Annotated in this window: 14 protein-coding genes; 7 read left to right on the top strand and 7 right to left on the bottom strand. The window is 60.3% G+C overall.

Translation table 11 applies throughout. From position 1 onward, the window contains the following. Positions 1-196 precede the first annotated feature (196 nt). The 5 genes from alaS to ACZM8Y_RS07765 all read right to left on the bottom strand — a co-directional run bounded on the left by alaS (position 197) and on the right by ACZM8Y_RS07765 (position 10,467). A complete protein-coding gene (gene alaS / locus ACZM8Y_RS07745; RefSeq protein WP_482330692.1) occupies positions 197-2,851 on the bottom strand; it encodes an alanine--tRNA ligase in 2,655 nt (884 codons plus the stop codon). Between the two features lie 107 nt (positions 2,852-2,958). After that, positions 2,959-4,059, bottom strand: coding sequence for a recombinase RecA (gene recA, locus ACZM8Y_RS07750; protein ID WP_308771475.1), 1,101 nt, complete (start codon positions 4,057-4,059; stop codon positions 2,959-2,961). A 192-nt stretch (positions 4,060-4,251) separates the two neighbouring features. Beyond that, positions 4,252-5,820 (bottom strand): hypothetical protein, encoded by a 1,569-nt coding sequence (locus tag ACZM8Y_RS07755; RefSeq protein WP_482330691.1) that lies wholly within the window; start codon positions 5,818-5,820, stop codon positions 4,252-4,254. 430 nt (positions 5,821-6,250) lie between these two features. Next, positions 6,251-7,774, bottom strand: a complete 1,524-nt coding sequence (locus ACZM8Y_RS07760; protein ID WP_302551391.1) for an aldehyde dehydrogenase family protein — start codon at positions 7,772-7,774, stop codon at positions 6,251-6,253. A 1,898-nt stretch (positions 7,775-9,672) separates the two neighbouring features. Then, a complete protein-coding gene (locus ACZM8Y_RS07765) occupies positions 9,673-10,467 on the bottom strand; it encodes a helix-turn-helix transcriptional regulator (RefSeq protein ID WP_308771313.1) in 795 nt (264 codons plus the stop codon). A gap of 178 nt (positions 10,468-10,645) precedes the next feature. On the opposite strand from ACZM8Y_RS07765, the gene ACZM8Y_RS07770 reads away from it, so the two are divergent. The 7 genes from ACZM8Y_RS07770 (at position 10,646) to aspS (ending at position 17,301) form a co-directional block, all read left to right on the top strand. Continuing rightward, entirely contained in the window at positions 10,646-11,974 is a 1,329-nt protein-coding gene (locus tag ACZM8Y_RS07770; RefSeq protein ID WP_337430967.1) for a Na+/H+ antiporter NhaC family protein, read from the top strand. A gap of 277 nt (positions 11,975-12,251) precedes the next feature. After that, positions 12,252-12,518, top strand: a complete 267-nt coding sequence (locus ACZM8Y_RS07775; RefSeq protein ID WP_337430968.1) for a GIY-YIG nuclease family protein — start codon at positions 12,252-12,254, stop codon at positions 12,516-12,518. Between the two features lie 99 nt (positions 12,519-12,617). After that, complete coding sequence (locus ACZM8Y_RS07780) at positions 12,618-13,382, top strand: sulfite exporter TauE/SafE family protein (RefSeq protein WP_337430969.1); 765 nt, start codon at positions 12,618-12,620, stop codon at positions 13,380-13,382. Between the two features lie 16 nt (positions 13,383-13,398). Beyond that, positions 13,399-13,617, top strand: coding sequence for a hypothetical protein (locus tag ACZM8Y_RS07785; RefSeq protein ID WP_482330690.1), 219 nt, complete (start codon positions 13,399-13,401; stop codon positions 13,615-13,617). Next, complete coding sequence (locus ACZM8Y_RS07790) at positions 13,614-13,844, top strand: hypothetical protein (RefSeq protein WP_482330689.1); 231 nt, start codon at positions 13,614-13,616, stop codon at positions 13,842-13,844. The genes ACZM8Y_RS07785 and ACZM8Y_RS07790 overlap by 4 nt, the downstream gene beginning before the upstream one ends. Before the next feature lie 362 nt (positions 13,845-14,206). Further along, positions 14,207-15,457, top strand: a complete 1,251-nt coding sequence (hisS, locus tag ACZM8Y_RS07795; protein WP_302551387.1) for a histidine--tRNA ligase — start codon at positions 14,207-14,209, stop codon at positions 15,455-15,457. A 20-nt stretch (positions 15,458-15,477) separates the two neighbouring features. Then, positions 15,478-17,301 carry an aspartate--tRNA ligase gene (gene aspS, locus ACZM8Y_RS07800; RefSeq protein WP_302551386.1) on the top strand — a complete coding sequence of 608 codons (1,824 nt, stop codon included), beginning with the start codon at positions 15,478-15,480 and terminating at the stop codon, positions 17,299-17,301. A gap of 775 nt (positions 17,302-18,076) precedes the next feature. Here aspS and ACZM8Y_RS07805 read toward each other — a convergent pair. Both ACZM8Y_RS07805 and ACZM8Y_RS07810 read right to left on the bottom strand, forming a co-directional pair. Continuing rightward, the gene (locus tag ACZM8Y_RS07805) at positions 18,077-18,784 is read right to left on the bottom strand and encodes a hypothetical protein (RefSeq protein ID WP_482330688.1); all 708 of its coding nucleotides are present in this window, start codon (positions 18,782-18,784) and stop codon (positions 18,077-18,079) included. Further along, positions 18,781-18,954 (bottom strand): hypothetical protein, encoded by a 174-nt coding sequence (locus tag ACZM8Y_RS07810; RefSeq protein WP_482330687.1) that lies wholly within the window; start codon positions 18,952-18,954, stop codon positions 18,781-18,783. The genes ACZM8Y_RS07805 and ACZM8Y_RS07810 overlap by 4 nt, the downstream gene beginning before the upstream one ends. Positions 18,955-18,986 lie beyond the last annotated feature (32 nt).

Consider the following 18,986-nt stretch of genomic DNA (forward strand, 5'->3'; position numbering starts at 1 on the left):
CAAGAAGCCGCTTCCTTCCAGAAAACGGGAAGGAAGCGGCTTTGTTACATGGAAAGTGTGAGCAGGGATTGGATAAGGCCAAAAGTTTTTGTAGGGGAAAGGGGCACGGGCTGTACCGGCAGTTTTGGGAAAGGGAAAGGGGAAACATGGGGGCTCCCCCTTTCTCCAGAAAGCTCCCTTTCCTCTCCCCGATATGCTACCCCCAAATCTTCGCCTTCAAGACATCCAGCGCCTCGTCAATGCCCGCAGGGTTCGTGCCGCCTGCCTGGGCCTGATCGGGGCGTCCGCCGCCGGAACCGGCGATGGGCGCGGCAACCTCCCTGATCAGCGCGGGAGCGGTAAAGCGTCCGTGCAGGTCTTTGGAAACATACAGGATCATGCTCACCTTGCCCTCGCCCACGGGGGCGGCGAGGCAGGCCACGCCGGAAGGCATCTTGGAACGAATGTCGTCCATGAGCTCGCGCATGGCCTTGATATTGCTCATCTCAAGTTTCGCAGCAAGCACCTTTACGCCGTTGATCTCCACGGCCTTGGACATGAGATCCCCGCCCTGCCCGGATGCGGCCTGCGCGGCGGCCTTTTCCAGATCCTTGCGGAGCCCGCGGTTTTCCTTCTGGAGGCCCTCCAGCTTGGCGGCGAGGCCGCCGGGCTGCGTCTTGAGCATGGCCGCAAGCTGGTGCAGCTCTTCGCTCATGGCGCGGGCGTGCCTGAGGGCGTTCCAGCCGGTGGCGGCCTCAATGCGGCGCGTGCCTGCCGCGATGCCGCTTTCGGACAGGATGACGAAACTGCCCGCCTGACCTGTGCTGTTCAGATGCGTTCCGCCGCAAAGCTCCACGGACTCGGTGTGATCCGGGGTTCCGATGGTCACCACGCGCACGGTGTCGCCGTACTTTTCACCGAAAAGCGCCATAGCGCCCATGTCGATGGCGGCCTGCTGGCCCATGAGCTTGGCGGTCAGCGGGTAGTCGGCCATGATCGCGGCGTTCACGTCGCGTTCCACGGCGGCCAGCTCTTCCGGCGTCATGGGCGCGATGTGCGAGAAGTCGAAGCGCAGGCGATCCGGCGTGACAAGGGAACCCGCCTGACGCACATGGTCGCCGAGCACGCGGCGCAGGGCCGCATGGAGCAGGTGCGTGCAGGTGTGGTTGCGGGCCGCGTCGAGGCGTGTGGATTCGGTTACGGTCAGCGCCACTTCCTGATCGGGAAGCAGGGTGCCGCCGTCCACTTCGATGTGGTGGACGGTGAGGTCGGCGGAGGGCTTCAGGGTGTCGAGCACCTTGGCGGATCCGGCAGGGGCGGCGAGCAGGCCCGTGTCGCCGCACTGCCCGCCGGACGCGCCGTAGAAAGGCGTCCGATCGGTAACGACATAGCCCAACGAGCCGCCGGGCAGGGCTTCGACGGGCAAGCCGTCGCCGTCGAGCAGGGCCACGACGCGGCCCACCCCGGTCAGGGCGGCGTAGCCGAAAAATTCGGACTTGAGGCCGTCCTCAAGCAGGCTCTGGAAGCGGGAGGCGATGTCCTTTTCGCCGGACCCCTTCCACGCGGCGCGGGCGCGCTGCTTCTGCTGGCGCATATATTCGTTGAAACCGGCTTCGTCGGCCTTGAAGCCGCGTTTTTCGGCCACGTCGTTCACGATGTCCAGCGGGAAGCCGTAGGTGTCGTACAGCTTGAACGCGGTTTCGCCGGGGATGAGCTTCTCGCCCTTGCCGGCGAGGGCGTCCATTTCCTCTTCAAGCATGGCGAGGCCCTTGTCGAGGGTGGAGGAGAAGCGTTCCTCCTCCTCGCGGGTCACGCGGGCCATGAAGTCGGCGCGGGCGCGCAGTTCGGGGTAGTCCTCGCCCATGACCTCCACGACCTTGAGCGCGGTCTTGTACAGGAACGGCTCCTGCATCCCCATGAGGCGGCCGAAGCGGAAGGCGCGGCGGATCAGGCGGCGCAGCACGTAGCCGCGGCCTTCGTTGGAGGGCAGGATGCCGTCCGCGATCATGAAGGCGATGGCGCGGCTGTGGTCCGCGATGACGCGCAGGGCGGTGTCGTTGTCGGCATCGTCGCGGTAGCGGACGCCGGCGAGCTCGGCCATGTAGTTGATGAAAATCTGGAACAGGTCGGTGTCGTAGTTGGAGCGCACGCCCTGGCACACGCCCGCGATGCGCTCAAGGCCCATGCCGGTGTCGATGGAGGGGTGGGGCAGGGGGACGCGGGAACCGTCGGCAAGCTGCTCGAACTGCATGAACACGAGGTTCCAGATTTCAAGGAAGCGGTCGCAGTCGCACTTGCCGATGCCGCAGTCCGGGCCGCAGGCCATGTCCGCCCCCTGATCGAAGTGGATTTCCGAACAGGGCCCGCAGGGGCCGGTGTCGCCCATGCTCCAGAAGTTGTCCTTGTCGCCGAGGCGGAAGATGCGCTCAGGCGCGACGCCCGCCACCTTCTGCCAGAGCTCGAAGGCTTCGTCGTCATCCTTGTAGACGGTGACGTAGAGCCTGTCCTTGGGCAGCTTCAATTCTTCGGTGATGAACGTCCACGCGAAACGGATGGCGTCCTCCTTGAAGTAGTCCCCGAAGGAGAAATTGCCGAGCATTTCAAAGAAGGTGTGGTGGCGTGCGGTGCGGCCCACGTTGTCGAGGTCGTTGTGCTTGCCGCCGACGCGCAGGCACTTCTGGGAGGTGGTGGCGCGCACGTAGCCGCGTTTTTCCTGCCCGCAGAAAATTTTCTTGAACTGCACCATGCCCGCGTTGGTGAACAGCAGGGACGGGTCGTCGCGGGGGATCAGGGAAGAGGAGGCGACTTCGGTGTGCCCGTGTTTTTTGAAGTATTCCAGAAAACGGTGGCGGATTTCATTGGCTGTCAGCATACAGGCTCCTGCGGGTGTGGAGGGATCGGGGGATGGGGCCATGCCCGGAGGCATCGCCTTGGGAAAGGTTGGGCGGGGAGGGGGCCCCTCCCCGCACCGGATCAGGATCAGATTTCGTCGTCCATGTCGTCGACGAGGGGGACGTTTTCAACGTCCGGGGCGGTTTCCTCGGCGGCGTGCACGACAGGCCGCGGGTTCATGCCCAGATGCTCGATAAGTTGGCTTTCGATGGCGTTGCGCAGTTCGGGGGTTTCGTCGAGCAGGGCACGGACTTTTTCCTTGCCCTGGCCGAGCTTTTCGGCCCCGAAGGCGAACCATGCGCCGCTCTTGTCCACGATGCCGGCATCGACGCCGAGGTCGATGAGCTCCCCGGAACGGGAAATGCCCGTGCCCCAGATGATGTCGAACTTGGCTTCGCGGAAGGGCGGGGCCATCTTGTTTTTGACCACCTTCACGCGGGTAAGGGAGCCGTAGGCTTCTTCCTTGTCCTTGAGGGTCTGGATTTTGCGGATGTCGAGGCGCACGGAGGAGTAGAACTTGAGCGCGTTGCCGCCGGTAGTCGTTTCCGGGCTGCCGTAGCCGGTGACGCCGATCTTCATGCGGATCTGGTTGATGAAGATGACGGCGGTGCGGGACTTGTGGATGGTGCCGGTCAGCTTGCGGAGGGCGTGGGACATCAGGCGGGCGTGCCCGCCGACCTGCGTTTCGCCCATCGCGCCTTCGAGTTCGCTCTGGGGGATGAGGGCGGCCACGGAGTCGATGACCACGAGATCCACCGCGCCGGAGCGGACGAGCATGTCCGCGATTTCAAGGGCCTGCTCGCCGTGGTCGGGCTGCGAGATGAGCAGTTCGTCGGTCTTGACGCCGAGGCGCTTGGCATAGGCCACGTCAAGCGCGTGTTCGGCGTCGATGAAGGCGGCCGTCCCGCCGAGCTTCTGGCATTCCGCAATGACGTGCAGGGTGAGGGTCGTCTTGCCCGATGATTCGGGGCCGTAGATCTCGGTGACCCGGCCCTTGGGGATGCCGCCGATGCCGAGGGCGAGGTCAACGCCGATGGAGCCGGTGGGGATCACCGGGACTTTGACATGGACGTCATCGGAAAGCTTCATCACGGCGCCTTGGCCGAATTTGCGTTCGATGGTTTCAAGGGCTGTTTTCAGCGCCTCTTGGCGCGCTTCTTCAGGGGTAAGGGTTGGCTTTTTTGCCATTGGGGGAAACTCCATAAAGGTAGACGGGGTTTGCCGGGATAGGCTTCCCGAATCCGTTTTTATACCAAAAGCGCCCGGATCGGGCAACCTGATTACGGGCAGGCGATCCCGTATGTCAACGGATTCCGCAGGATAGAAAAAGGGGAGAGGCGTTCCGATCCTCCCCCCCTTGTTTTGCCCCGGATCGGGCGGCTATTTCTTTTCCAGATCGGACATCAGCTCCAGAGCCGTTTTGGGCCCGGTGCTCACGTCCAGCTTGATGGAGGGATCCTTATAGGGCAAGGCGTCGATGGCTTCGATGGAAAGCGGCTTTTCCGTATTGAAGATGAGGCGGACGGCGCCGGGCTTGTCGAGGTATTCCATGAGCTTTGCCGTGTAGTCCGTCCATTCGGCGGCGATGAGGTATTCCGTGACATACCTCTTGGCCGTATCCACGCACTGTTCGGGGGCCAGGCCCATGAACTTCTGGCCGAGGATGCCGAGGCGGGGCAGGAGACCTTCATCAGCGTATCCGAGCTCCAGATGGCTGAACTTGATATTGTTTCTAACAAAGTCCTCAATGGCGGACTCGGTGGCGGGATCGTTAATATCCTTGGTTTTATTGATAATATCCAAGAATTTTTCATAGGGGAATTCGCCCTTGACGGCGAAGTCGGCCGTGCCGAGCTTGGCGACGCTGAGGGAGGCGGTGCTGTTGAAACGGTTGTCCTTGTCGGGCAGGGAAACGGCATAGGATGCGCTGGCGTCTATTTCCGGCACGCCCATGACCGAGAGCAGTTGGAGTTCCGGCATGAGGGCCACGGGCATCTTGAGGTGTTCCAGAGACACTTCAAGGGCATAGGGGGAGGTCGAAGGGTTCGCGATGTTCAGCTTGTCCAGCGAAACATCGAGCAGGATGCTGTTGGTTTTGAGATCCTTCAGGGAAAGGAGGCCGACGAGCGGCTTGGGCCCGGCGAAAAAGCTCTGGAAGATCCCGATGGCTTCATCGTCGCTGGTTTCGATGGGATCCATGAGGTAGAGCTTCTTCATGACATCGCGGGGCGGCAGGTTCATGTTTTCGAGCCGGACTTCACCGATCGTCAGAACCTCCTGCCCCCTCAGGCTGAATACGAACCCGTTTGTCACGGAAGATTCCAGATGCCCTTTGGCATAGGATTTCTGGACGGCGGAATCGGTGGAGAGGGCGAAAGGCATCGCCTTGCTCGTTATCTTGACGCCGGAGGCGGCGTCTTCCTCATAGGAAAGGCCGTAGATGATCGCCAAGGCCATTTTCAGATCGTTGCCTTCGGCGGTGTCCAGCAAGGTCTTGACGGCGGCTGTTTCAATGGCGACGCCCTTGAAGGTGCGGAGCCGTACCGTAATGTTCGGTTCGGGGCCGAAGGACACGTTCTGCAGGGAGATCTCGTCAGCTACGGGAAGTTCCGTTTCCTTGATTTCGCTCTTGGGGTCGCGCAGCAGCGAAAGCAGGGTGGTTCCCGGATTTCGGACATCCAGCGTTTCGACGGCAACGGACAAGGTATCCTTCGTCTCGGTAGTGCACGTCATGCGGACGTTTTTGAGGACAAGATGGTTGCCCATCAGCGTATAGGAAACATCTCCAAGCTCCACGCGGGCATCCTGTGGAGTTTGAGCCGCCCATGTGCGGATGGCGTCAACGACGGCGTTTTCAAGATAGCGCATCCCGCCGTACCCGACGGCGATGACGGCGACAACGGCGATGCCGAGACCAATGAGGCCTTTCTGAAGTTTGGACAGAGCCATGACTTTCCTCGAAGAAGGTTTGACGGTCGTCCATGCGTGGCATGGAAAGAGCAACAGTGTAGATACGGCCTTCCGCCCGGTCAAGGGAATCATCTGGGGAAAGGGAGAGAAATAAGGGCGGAAGGTGCGAAACGGCCCCGGTGCGAGGAAAACCGGGGCCGTCTTGCGTGCGCGCCGTGTGCGGCGGAACGCATGGTTGGATGAGCGGGAAACGACAGGCGCTGTCGAAGGGCCGTTTTTATGGGGCCCTTTCAGGCCCTGCCGGAGGAGCCGCGTGCCGTCCACGGCGCGCAGCAGGATGGGGGAGCCTCTTTTCCGGCGGGGCCGTTCCGCTTTCTCCCGGCAAGAAGGCCAAGAGGATGTTTCCGTCTTGCTGAGGGAAAGCGGCGGGGGTCCGGGGCCTGTGCCCCGGAACCGGACGGGAAGCTGTTTAGGACGCCACGCAGGAGCGGACGGACTTGGGCTTCGCTACCTCGCCGCCCTTCTTGGCGTTGGGATCGACGGTGCGGATCGTGGTGACCTTGTTCTGGGTGAAGAAGTCGATGCCGTCCTTGCCCTGCGCCTTGTTGGTTCCAAGGAGCGACCCCTTGATGCCGCCGAAGGGGATGTACGGATGCGGGGCGCAGATGCCCACGTTGACGCCGACCATGCCCACGTCGGCGTCGCGGCTGAACTTTTCGGCATAGAACTGGCTCTGCGTGAAGATGCACGCGCCGTTGCCGAATTCGGACTGCCGGATGAGTTCGAGGGCGTCGTCGAGATCCGCGATTTTGATCGTGGCGACCAGCGGGCCGAACACTTCAGTCGTGAACAGCGGGTTGCAGGGGGTCACATCCTTGATGATCGTGGGGCCGACGAAATAGCCGTTCTTGTTCTTTTCGGGCAGTTCGGGGTTGCGGCCGTCGAGGACGAGTTCGCAGCCGTGGCCGTGGTTCAGGGCGATGTCCACGTATTCCTTCACCTTGTCGGCGGCGGAACGGGAAATCAGGGGGCCCATGTAGACGTCGGGATCAAGCGCATCGCCGACTTTGACCTTCTTGGCGGCCTCGATCATGCGTTCGAGCACGGTGTCGTACAGTTCGGGCACGATGGCCACGATGGACCCGGCGAGGCAGCGCTGGCCCGCGGAGCCGTAGCAGGAGTTGATGTAGTTTTCGATGAAAACGTCGATGTCGGCGTCTTCCATGACCACGAGCATGTTTTTCGCGCCGCCGAGCAGCATGGAGCGCTTGGCGCCTCTGGCGCAGCCCTCGGCCATTTTTTTGGCGGTCGGGGTAGACCCGACAAGGCATACGCCCGCGATGCGGGGATCTTCATACCACGTGCCGGGGATGTCGCGGTTGCCGTGGATGACGTTGACGACGCCGGCGGGCAGGCCGATTTCCATGAAGATCTCGCACATGAACTGCATGAAATAGGGCGACTGGGTGGAGGGCTTGAAGATGAAGGTGTTGCCCGTGCCAATGGCGAAGGGGATGAACCAGCCGAACACCAGTGCGGGGAAGTTGAAGGGGGCTACGCCGCCGAATACGCCGAGGGACTGTTTGGTGACCTTGCCGGTGATGCTCCCGGCGATCTGATCGAGGGTTTCGCCCTGAATCAGCGCGGGGATGGAGCAGGCCATTTCGACGATTTCGATGACGCGCTGGACTTCGCCGCGGGCTTCGGAAATATGTTTGGCCTGATCGAGCGCGATGCCCTGCGCGAGCTTTTCCAGATCGCGGATCATGCATTCGCGGATCTTGTGGATATAGGTCATACGCTTGGCGATGGGGACGAGGCGCCACGTTTTGTAGGCTTCGGCGGCGGTGGCGATGGCGGCTTCGCAGGTTTCCATGTTGGAAATGGGCACGGAGCCGATGGTTTCGCCGGTGGACGGGTTGTACAGGGGAACCGTTTTGCCGCCCGTTTCTTCCTGCCACTGGCCGTTGATGAAGTTGCGGATCTGGATCATGGGTTTGCCTCCAAACGTATTCTGGGTGGGTGTGGGAATAGGCCCGCTTTGGGATCTCGGCCCATGACTCCCCTATACGCGCCTTCCGGCCTTCCCGTCTTCTCGCATTCTGCCAAAGAGTATCGCGATCCTGCCAAAATGGGCGGGGATGGCGGGTAGGCGGGGCGGCGAGGGGGATATTGGGGAGGGGAAGGAGGAGCTTTCTGAAGAAAGTTCCTCCTTCCCCTCCCCAAGCCCCACCCCATCCTCCTCCAAGACTTTCGACTGGTGGGGAGGCTGCGCGGCGGGAGTCCGTTCCGGCGGGAGGCGGAAGAGGATGGAGGGTGTTGGAGTGGGAGAGAAAGGGAATTGGAAAGGCTCTGTCAGGATATGTGGCTGTTTTGTCTCCGTAACATGGTGAAAGTCCCCGGCAATGAGGCCAGAAAAGTGCGAACCTGGTTTTGTCCCCGTGACATGGTGAAAATCTACAGCATCAACATGCCCGAAAACATGCCCCGGTTTTGTCTCCGCAGCATGGTGAATATACGGCCTTTTTCTCCTGTTTTCCCCTTGGCGGAACCCGTGGCTAAGGCATTTTGCCGGTTATTCCTTTGGAACTCCAAGGAAAAAAGCGTCAGCCATTTTTTATGGCACAGCCATTGGAAAAAGGCCGATGAATGAGGCCAGCATATCGGGAGGCGGTAAAGAAACGTATGCGGTTTTGGGCAAGGCCCCGTCATGGCATGTGGTTGTTTTATCTCTACAATATGCTGAAAATACAGGTTTTATCCAAATTTTCGCTGAGGGACTCCATGATTGAGGCACTTTTGGGGGGATTCCTTTGGAGTTTCAAGAAATAAGGCATCAACCGCTTCCTATGACACAGCCTTTGGCAAAGGCTCTGCCATAGCAACAGACTGATATGCTGTTGTATGCAATTCCAGATAGACGCTGGGGAAATTTTTTTGCCCCTGTCAGGGCGTGTGGTTGTTTTATCTCTACAGTACGCTGAAAATACAGGTTTTTATCCAAATTTTCGCTGAGGGACTCCATGATTGAGGTATTTTTGGGGGGGATTCCTTTGGAGTTTCAAGAAATAAGGCATCAACCGCTTCTATGACACAGCCTTTGGCAAAGGCTCTGCCATAGCAACAGACTGATATGCTGTTGTATGCAATTCCAGATAGACGCTGGGGAAATTTTTTTGCCCTATTACGGCATGTGTGTTTTTTTGTTTGTTTCTACAACATATTGAAAATACAAATTTTTATCCTGTCCTTCGTTAGTAGTCTGATGAGTAGCATTTTTATTGGTTATTTTTGGGCTCTGTTATAGTTTATGGTTGTTTCATCTCCACAGTGCGATGAAAATACAGCCTTTTTTTCCGGTTTTCCCCTTGGCGGGATCCACGGCTGAGGCATTTTGCCGGTTATTCCTTTGGAGCTTCAAGAAAAAAGCATCAACCATTTTCTATAACACACCTATTTTTTTAGCTTGTGTCGTCAATTAGATATAATCTATTGAAATTATCTAACTATTTTTCAAGTTACGAAAAAAGATTATTTTAATGATTTCAAATAATTATAAGTAGCATGGCGACACAGCCTAAGAAACAAGGCATCAGCCTTTTTATGACGCAGCTTTTCGTCATTGGGCTCACCAGCAAATGCCTTGGAAGGGCTCAAGGGAATCAATGGGCGTAACACGGCATCAATCAAGGGGTATGAATCCGTTGGCATCATTGGGAAGTCGGCATTGTTGGCGAGGATGCCTGCGCAGGCGCGGTGGGATGGACAGGCATAATACTTGAGTCCCCACATCCGGCAGATACCGCGTGGACACGGTGGGCTGGAGGCGGGCGTTGGAGTGCGGGCGTGGGGAGATGGCTGCCCCGAAGGGGCGGGAGAGCGGCGTGCGCGTCAGCGGGCGAGCTGGCCCGGCGTGCGTCCGAAGAGCTTCTTGAAGGCGGCGATGAACGCGGAAACGGAGGCGTAGCCGCAGTTGAGGGCCACGGCGGTGACGCTTTCCCCCGCTTCAAGCTGGGCGCGGGCATGGTGCAGGCGGATGCGCTGGCGCCAGCGCCCGAAGGATTCCCCGGTCTGGCGCTGGAACAGGCGGGCGAGGGTGCGTTCGGACATGCCGAGGCGCGTGCACCATTCGCGGATCGTTTCCGGGGAGTCCGGCTCGTTGAGGAGGGCGGTGCACAGGGCGACGAGGCGGCGGTCGCGGGGCATGGGGAGGGGAAAGCCCACTTCGGGGAGCAGGGGGAGCTGGTCGAGCAGGACGGAGACCATCCGGGCCACGGGGCCGGGCTCTTCATAGTCGCAGGGCTGCGGGGCGAGGGCATGGATGAGCTCGCGGACGAGGGGCGAAACCTCCATGGCGTGGTAACGCTGGAACCGGGGGCCGGGAGGCAGGACGTGGGGCATGATGTACAGGGCGTTGTCCACGGACGGTTCCGGGATGTACCATTCGTGGGTCAGGCCGGGAGGTATCCAGACGGCCCTTTGCGGCGGCGCGGCATAGTTGCCGAGTTCAGTGCAGATGACCATGTATCCTGAGCGCATGAACGCCAGCTCGCCCCAGTGCTCATGCCGGTGCAGGTCGCTCCATGTGCCCGCCTCAAACGAGTCGTTGAACCAGAACACCGGGCGCGGCAGTCTGGCGAACGGGACATTGTAGCTTTTGACCTCGGTGAGCCGGCAGGATTTCATGGGCGGTTCGTCTCCATGCCGTAAGTGTAGCGTAAAGCCGTTCCCGCCGACAAGGGGGAAGGGACGGGGAGGGACGGATTGGGCATTGTTTATCTGCATACATTGATATAAGCTGAACGCCCGTCGTTTGCCCAAACCGGGCCTTTCCCAAACCGAGACCTGCCGCGGAGCGTGTCCCATGTCCGAAAAAGCCAACTTCAGGGCGCTGCTGCCCATGATCGTCTTTCTTGCCCTGTTCATTGGGACGGGCATAGCCCTGACCGTAGCCGGGACGGATATGCCGTTCTATCAGCTTTCCGCGACGGTGGCGATCATCCCCGCCATCGTGCTCGCCATCCTTCAGGGCAAGGACGATCTGAACAAAAAGATCGGCGTGTTCCTTTCGGGCGTGGGTGAAATCAACATCATTACCATGTGCATGATCTTCCTGCTTGCGGGCGGGTTCGCATCCGTGGCTTCGGCCATCGGCGGGGTGAAGGCCACGGTCAATTTCGGGCTCTCGATGCTGCCCCCGTCCATGATCCTGCCGGGGCTGTTCCTCATCGGGGCGTTCATTTCCACGGCGATGGGCACCAGCATGGGAACCGTGGCCGCCATCGCGCCCATTGCGGTGGGCGTGGGCGAACAGACCGACATCCCGCTGGCCTTGCTTCTCGGCGTGGTCATGAGCGGGGCCATGTTCGGGGACAACCTGTCCATGATCTCGGATACGACCATTGCCGCCACCCGCACGCAGGGCTGCGAGATGAAGGACAAGTTCCGCATGAACCTGCTCATCGCCCTGCCCGCCGCGCTCGTCACGCTGGCCCTGCTGTGGTTCGCCGGGGCTTCGGGGCAGGTGGTCAGGCATGAGGAGTATCAGTTTATCCGCGTGATCCCGTATCTCGCCATTCTGGTCATGGCGCTCGCGGGCGTGAACGTGTTCATCGTGCTGCTGGCGGGCATCGTGTTTACCGGCGCGGTGGGCATTGCCTCCGTAGACGGCTATACGCCCATCCGGTGGTGCAAGGATATTTACAGCGGTTTTGTGGGCATGAACGAGATCATGGTGCTCTCCATGCTGGTGGGCGGCCTCGGGGAGCTCATGCGTTACCACGGCGGCATCAGTTGGCTGCTGGAGCGTGTGAACGGGCTGGCCCGGAAGCTCTCCGCCGAGTCCCCGGTGAAGGCGGGCGAATGCTGCATCAGCCTGCTGGTATTGCTTGCCAATCTGTGTACGGCGAACAATACGGTGGCCATCATCCTGACGGGCAAGGTGGCGCACGAAATCGCGGTCTCGAACGGAGTTGACAGGCGGCGCAGCGCCAGCTTACTTGATATTTTCTCATGCGTCGTGCAGGGGCTCATCCCCTATGGGGCGCAGTTGCTGCTGGCCGGTTCCATTGCGAAGCTTTCGCCCCTGTCCATTGCCGGGAACAACTGGTACTGCATGCTGCTCGCGGTGGCCGCCGTATTCGCCATCCTGTTCGGCATTCCGAGAGTCCGCCCGGTACGCCCCATTGCCTAGGCCGTGTCGTCAACTGGATATAATCTGTTGAAACTATTTTAATTGTTTTCAGATTGTAAAATGTTGTTTTCAATAGTTTCAAATAGTTAAATGTAAGACAACGATACGGCCTCGTACGGAAAAAATCCGGGAAAGAAGCGTGCGCTTCCCTTTGGGGGCGGGATTGAATCCGGGATGCCCCGCGTGGAGCTTCCGGGCTGGGTTCGGAACACGTTTGAAGGGCTGTTTTTTAGCGGGAAGAGGCCGTTGCATGGGGGCCTCCGCACGAGGGGAAGCCATGTGGTATGTCTATCTGCTCCGATGCGCCGACGCCACCTTGTACTGCGGGGTGACGACGGACATGGGGCGGCGGCTGAAGGAACACAACGCGGGAAGCCGCGGCGCGAAGTATACGCGGGCGCGCCGCCCCGTCGAGCTGGTGTGCTGCGTGGCGCAGCCGGACGCCTCTTCCGCGTGCCGTCTGGAGTGGGAGGTGAAGCAGCGCCCCCGCGCCGAGAAAGCGGCGTTCCTGCTGGCGAGGGCGGAGCGCCCTTCGGAAGCATAAGCAGGGCCTGACGCGGAAAGGATGCCGTACCGCCAAGGGGTGGTGCGGCTTTGTCATGCTGGGAGGGGAAGGCTTCCCGGTAAAGGAAGGAGCACGTCCATGTTGATGGGAATGATGATCATCGTTGGCTTCATCGTCGGGTTTCTTGTCGGGTGTACCGGCATGGGGGGGATCATCCTGATTCCGGCTCTTGTCTACCTTGCCGGGCTGGGCAGCCATGTGGCGATGGGGACTACCCTGTTTACGTTCATTTTCACGACCAGCCTGTGCAGTTGGCTGTACATCAGGCTCGGCCATGTGGACTGGAAGGCGACGATCCCCATTTGCATCGGCGGGTTCCTGTTTACGTATGTGGGGGCTGACGTGAAGGCCCTCACCGCCGCGCCGTACCTGAATCTCATCCTTGCCCTGCTGATCCTGCTGGCGGGCGCGCTGGTGTTCTGCCCGGTGAAGGGGCGGCGTTTTTCCTTTATGGAAGAGGGGCGGCGGTCGCGCTTTTGGGTGCTGTTCGCCGTCGGCAGCGGCGTGGGCTTCGTCGCCGGGCTGACGGGCGCGGGCGGGCCTGTGCTCTCCGTGCCGATCATGATCGCGCTCGGCTTCCCGCCGCTCATCGCCATCGGGGCGGGGCAGGTCTATTCCGTGCCGGTCGCCCTTTCCGGCACCGTCGCCAATTTCCTGCACGGGGCCATTGACTACAAGGTCGGGGCGCTGATGATCGTCATCCAGATCCTCGGCATCCTCCTCGGCGTGTACATGGCCAACCGTATGGACACCATGAAGCTCCGCAAGATGGTCGCATGGGTCTGCATCTTCTGCGGCGGTTTTATCCTTGTGAACGCCATTCGCGGGATTCTTGCCATGTAGCGGGCGGGAAACGGCGGTGGACGCTTGCCTTGGCCCGGCGGATCTGCTGCCTCCGCTTGCGGCATGTTGCCTTGCCGTATTTATGGAACGCTGGAGGATGCTTACGCTGGAGAACCTGCTCATTGCCTTCGTTTCGGGTGCGGCGGCGTTCCGGCTGGCGCTCGGCCTTGCCGGATCCTTTGGCTTCACGGGGCCCGGAGGGGGCCGCGTGCGGAGTTTTTTGGGGGAGCGGTGAAACGCTGTTTTCCGGTTTTATTCTGGGCGGTTTCGTGGCCCTTCGCCTGTGTCTTCAAGGCATTTTTCTCCCGGAGGAACGGGGCGGGAGGCCGCCGGGCGCGGGAATCGCTTGTGCTGGCGGGGTTCGTTGGCTGCCTGATGGTTCCTTGCTGTTCCGCCGCCGCAGCGCTGTCCCTGCTGCTGTCGTCCGCCCTGCTCGGACTCGCAGCATGGCTGCATCCGTAACAGGAGGCCCTTTCCTCTTCAGGGGCACGCCATCTGCGTGGCTGCATCTGGAACCAGAGGGGAGCATATCCGGCGGACGGTAGGTCTGGCTGCCTGTAATGGCTGCATGTATAACCGGTGGGGCAAAACTCAAGGGCAGCAAGCCCGAAAGGCTGCATGGCTGCATGGATAGCCGGAGGTTCCGGCTGGAAAGTGTAACGGAGCGGCCTCATGCTTGTTGCGTGACCGGAGGCGGCAAAAGGGAGGGGAAGATATGTGGGCTTCGGGCCGTCCTTTTTTGACAACGGCCTGCGATTGCTCTATCCTGTTTCGTTCGGACGCCCATCCGATCCCAACGTCACACCGAACCACGAGTACAGGCCATGAGCGATAATGTTACCGCGATCAAAGGCTTCGCCGATTTGTTTTCCCCAGACAGCGACGCTTTCACCCATATGGAAGCCGTAGCGCGGGAAACCTTTTCCCGTTACGGCTTTACCGAACTGCGCACCCCCATCCTTGAGCGGACGGAACTTTTCTGCCGGGGCATCGGGACGGAAACCGATGTGGTTCAGAAGGAAATGTATACCTTCCCTGACCGTAAGGGCCGTTCCCTGACCTTGCGCCCCGAAGCGACCGCCGGGGTCATGCGTGCGTATATCGAAAGCGGACGGAGCGGCGACGCCGTAACCAAGCTGTTTACCATCGGGCCCATGTTCCGCTACGAGCGCCCCCAGAAGGGCCGTATGCGGCAGTTCCACCAGATCAACTGCGAATGCCTTGGGCCTTCCGAACCCTACGCGGACGCCGAACTGGTCACGATGGCCATGCGCTTCCTCGAAGCGTTGGGCCTCAAGGGGTTGAGCCTCCAACTCAATTCGCTGGGCTGCCCCACATGCCGCCCCGCCTACCGCGAGACGCTGCGCAAGTGGCTCTCCGAGCTGGATGAGAGCGCCCTGTGCGAAGACTGCCGCCGCCGCATGGTGACCAACCCCCTGCGCGTGCTGGACTGCAAGGTCCCCTCGTGCAAGGAGCACACCGCCGAAGCGCCCAAGATTCTGGATCACAACTGCCCCGACTGCGCCGCGCATTTCGATACGGTGCGCCGCCTGCTGGACGCCGAAAAGGTGCCCTACGTGATCAACCACCGGCTGGTGCGCGGGCTGGACTACTACACCCGCACCACCTTTGAAATCGTGTCCGACCAGATCGGCGCACAGGGCACCGTGGCCGGCGGCGGGCGTTATGACGGCCTCGTCAAACAGCTTGGCGGCCCCAACGTCTCCGGCCTTGGTTTCGCTTGCGGCATGGAACGCCTCGCGCTGCTGCTTCCCCAGCCGGAAGCGGGAGCCGCCCGCCCCGATTTCTTTACGGTCGTGCTGACCGACGCCGCCCGCGACGCCGCCTACGGGCTGACGCAGGCCCTGCGCGATGCGGGGTTCCGCGGCGAAATGGGCTTTTCTTCCCGCAGCGTCAAGAGCGCTATGCGTCAGGCCGGAAAGTCCGGCGCGCGCTTCTGCCTCCTCATTGGTGAAGACGAGCTCGCCGCCCAAACGGTCATGCTCAAGGATATGGACAGCGGCGAACAGGCTTCCGTGGCGTTTGCCGATGTTGTGGCCCGGCTTCAGAAATAGCTTGTAAAGGAATGTTTGGTATGAGCGAAGAACAGAAGGAACTGTCGGTCGCCTGCCAGCCGCTTGGCGGCTGGACGCGCACCCACACGTGCGGAGAGTTGACCGGGGCCGACAACGGGGCGGAAGTCTGCCTCATGGGTTGGGTGCAGTACCGGCGTGACCACGGCGGCCTGATTTTTGTGGACTTGCGTGACCGTTTCGGCCTGACGCAGATCGTTTTCAGCCCCGAATACGCCCCCGAAGCCCACGAAAAGGCCGGTGCGCTGCGTTCGGAATATGTGCTTGCCATGAAGGGCAAGGTGCGCCCCCGCCCGGAAGGTATGGTCAATCCCAACCTCAAGACCGGCGAAGTGGAAGTCGTGGTCAGCGAATGGAAGCTGCTGAACACGTCCAAGACCCCGCCCTTCCAGATTGAGGATCGCGTGGAGGCTGGCGAAAACCTCCGCCTCCAGTGGCGCTACCTCGACCTGCGCCGCCCGCGCATGGCCCGCAACCTCGCGCTGCGCAGCCGTACCGCTATGGCCATCCGCAACGAGCTGGCCTCGCAGGGCTTCCTTGAAGTGGAAACGCCCATCCTCACCAAGTCGACCCCCGAAGGCGCGCGCGACTATCTCGTTCCTTCGCGCCTGAACCACGGCCAGTTCTACGCCCTGCCGCAGTCGCCGCAGCAGTTCAAGCAGTTCTGCATGATCGCCGGGCTCGACCGTTATTTCCAGATCGCGCGCTGCTTCCGTGACGAAGACCTCCGTGCCGACCGTCAGCCGGAATTCACGCAGGTCGATATCGAAATGAGCTTCGCTGACGAAAAGCAGGTCATGGATATGGCCGAAGGCCTCATGATCCGCGTATTCAAGGAAGCGCTCGGTGTGGACATTCCCGCCCCGTTCCCCCGCATGACGTGGGACGAGGCCATGTCCCGCTACGGCGTGGACAAGCCCGACACCCGTTTCGGCCTTGAGCTTCAGGACGTGACCTCCATCGTCAGCAATTCCGGCTTCAAGCTGTTCGCCTCCGCCAAGCTGGTGAAGGCCATGCGCGTGCCCGGCGGCGAAAGCCTGACCCGCAAGGAGATCGACGAGCTCACCGAGTTCGTGAAAATCTACGGCGCGCAGGGGCTCGCGTGGATCAAGATCCGCGAGAACGAATGGCAGTCGCCCATCGCCAAGTTCCTGTCCGATGAGGAACGCGCCGGCCTCGCCGAAGCCCTCGGCCTTTCCGTGGGCGACATCGTGTTCTTCCAGGCCGGCGAGCCCGGCATGGTGAACGCCGCGCTCGGCAACCTCCGCGTGCACCTTGGCGAAAAGCTCGGCCTGATTCCCGAAAACGCTTGGAACTTCCTGTGGGTGACGGACTTCCCGCTGTATGAGTACAGCGAGGAGGAAAAACGCTATGTGGCCTGCCACCATCCCTTCACCGCGCCCAAGGACGGCGATCTGGAGAAGATGGTGTCCGATCCCGCCTCCACCAAGGCCCGCGCCTATGACATGGTGCTGAACGGCAACGAAGTGGGCGGCGGCTCCATCCGTATCCACGAAGCGGCCGTGCAGCGCAAGATGTTTGAAGCCCTCGGCTTTTCCAAGGAATCCTACGAATCGCAGTTCGGCTATTTCATTCAGGCGCTTGAGCATGGGGCCCCGCCGCACGGCGGCATCGCCTTCGGCCTGGATCGCCTGATCATGCTGATGTCCGATTCGCCGTCCATCCGTGACGTCATCGCCTTCCCCAAGACGCAGAAGGCCACCTGCCTCATGACCAACGCGCCGGACGTGGTGTCCGCGAAGCAGCTTCGTGAGCTCGGCCTGCGCCTTCGTGAGGAAGCGAAGGACAAGAAGGAAGAGAAGTAGAATATTGGGGAGGGGAGAGGGAACCTTTCTGGAGAAAGGTTTCCCTCTCCCCTCCCCAAACCCCACCCCTCTCCCTCCCAAGACTTTCGACTGGTGGGGAGGCGGCGCGGAGGGAGTTCGTTCCGGCGTGAGCGGAAACATTGGTTTGGAAATAAAAAGCCGTCCGAATATCTTTCGGGCGGCTTTCTTTATGGGCTTCAGTATGTTGAGGATATGAAGTGTCCGAAACAAGGAACCACACTATACGGGGGATTGGCTGGCGGCAAGGTATGCAGCCGCCACGTCCCATTCAGCTTGTTGGAAGGGAAGGGGTTGGTGTCATAGGAAACGGTAGATGCTTTATTTTTGGCTCTGTCATAGTATGTGGTTGTTTTATCTCTACTGTACGATAAAAATACGGCTTTTTTATCTGGTTTTTCCGTTGGCGGAATCTATGGCTAAGGCATTTTGTTGGCTATTCCTTTGGAATTTTAAGGAAAAAGCATCAACCATTTTCTATGACACAGCCTTATTTTTTGAAATTCTAAAGGAACAACCAATAAAATCCCCCAACATGGAGCCCTCCAGCGGAAAATGGAGAAAAAGGCTGTATTGTTGTTATCCTGTAGAGATAAGGCGAACACATCCTATCGCAGGCAACGGTTTTTGCCGACAGGGAAACATGGCGGAAGGGATTCGATAAGGTCGAAAGTCTTTGAAGGGGATGGGGGAGGCTTGGAGGGGGAAGGGGAAACTTTCTTTAGAAAGTTTCCCCTTCCCCCTCCAATTCTTCATATTACCACCAAAACGTCTCCCGCAGTACATCCTTCCGATACCGGTCATACGTAGCCATCATGCCGCAAAAGATGGGAAAGGCCGCGGCGGGGAGGACGGAAACGGGCAGGTTCAGGGGCAGGCCAATATACCAGATGGCGAATCCGTCGATGAGGATGGCGGCAAGGCCCGGCCAGCACCGTCCGAGAAGGGAAAAAAGCCCGGCCTGAAACAACGCCTTCCAGACAATGCCCATGTTCAGCCATGCATAGGCGGTTCCAAAAGCAGGCCCGATGTACAGGCGTTCGGTGTGGAACGAGCCGTACAAAAAGACGGCGGTAAAGGTGAGGAAAGCGAGCAGGGCCCAGAAGCCGCGCCCAAGGCAGAACAACAGGACGAAGAGCAGGGCGAGGCCTTGAAGGGCTTGATAGTACGGCGTGTAGACCTCAATGAGGATGTCCGTGAGCGCGGAGGCGCCCGTGGGCAGGATGAGCGGGGCGTACAGAAACAGGCCCACGGCAAGGAGCACGATGCCTTTGCGCCAAAGGCCGAAGAGGAAAAAGGCGAACGGGCCGAGCAGGTAGGCCCAGACGTTGAAGAGCAGGGCGGAGCTGACGGAAGGGCGGAAAAAGGGAACGCCGAAGAAGCGCCCGATAAGGGCGCTGGAGGCGATGGCCTCAAAACGGCTGTTCCCCAATGGGGCGTTTGCCTCGCCGGATGCTTGGGTCATTGCCGATCCTTGCGCTTGCGCTTCCGGATGGCGAGGGTCAGGCCCGCAAGCGCCCCCCCGATCATGCCTACGCCGAAGGCTCTGGGAAGGCTGTCGGAAAAACCGGCAAGCGCATACAGGACGCCCATCGAACCGCCGATGAGAATGCCGCGGAGCAGAAAATGTCGCATGATATCCCTGTCTCTAACGATTTATGAGTATA

Source organism: Bilophila sp., assembly GCF_057864385.1.

Coding starts and splice junctions, on each gene's coding strand:
- ACZM8Y_RS07810 (WP_482330687.1), bottom strand. CDS start 18,954: ATGCGACATTTTCTGCTCCGCGGCATTCTCATCGGCGGTTCGATGGGC.
- ACZM8Y_RS07760 (WP_302551391.1), bottom strand. CDS start 7,774: ATGATCCAGATCCGCAACTTCATCAACGGCCAGTGGCAGGAAGAAACG.
- recA (WP_308771475.1), bottom strand. CDS start 4,059: ATGGCAAAAAAGCCAACCCTTACCCCTGAAGAAGCGCGCCAAGAGGCG.
- ACZM8Y_RS07780 (WP_337430969.1), top strand. CDS start 12,618: ATGTTGATGGGAATGATGATCATCGTTGGCTTCATCGTCGGGTTTCTT.
- aspS (WP_302551386.1), top strand. CDS start 15,478: ATGAGCGAAGAACAGAAGGAACTGTCGGTCGCCTGCCAGCCGCTTGGC.
- ACZM8Y_RS07755 (WP_482330691.1), bottom strand. CDS start 5,820: ATGGCTCTGTCCAAACTTCAGAAAGGCCTCATTGGTCTCGGCATCGCC.
- ACZM8Y_RS07765 (WP_308771313.1), bottom strand. CDS start 10,467: ATGAAATCCTGCCGGCTCACCGAGGTCAAAAGCTACAATGTCCCGTTC.
- alaS (WP_482330692.1), bottom strand. CDS start 2,851: ATGCTGACAGCCAATGAAATCCGCCACCGTTTTCTGGAATACTTCAAA.
- ACZM8Y_RS07775 (WP_337430968.1), top strand. CDS start 12,252: ATGTGGTATGTCTATCTGCTCCGATGCGCCGACGCCACCTTGTACTGC.
- hisS (WP_302551387.1), top strand. CDS start 14,207: ATGAGCGATAATGTTACCGCGATCAAAGGCTTCGCCGATTTGTTTTCC.
- ACZM8Y_RS07805 (WP_482330688.1), bottom strand. CDS start 18,784: ATGACCCAAGCATCCGGCGAGGCAAACGCCCCATTGGGGAACAGCCGT.
- ACZM8Y_RS07770 (WP_337430967.1), top strand. CDS start 10,646: ATGTCCGAAAAAGCCAACTTCAGGGCGCTGCTGCCCATGATCGTCTTT.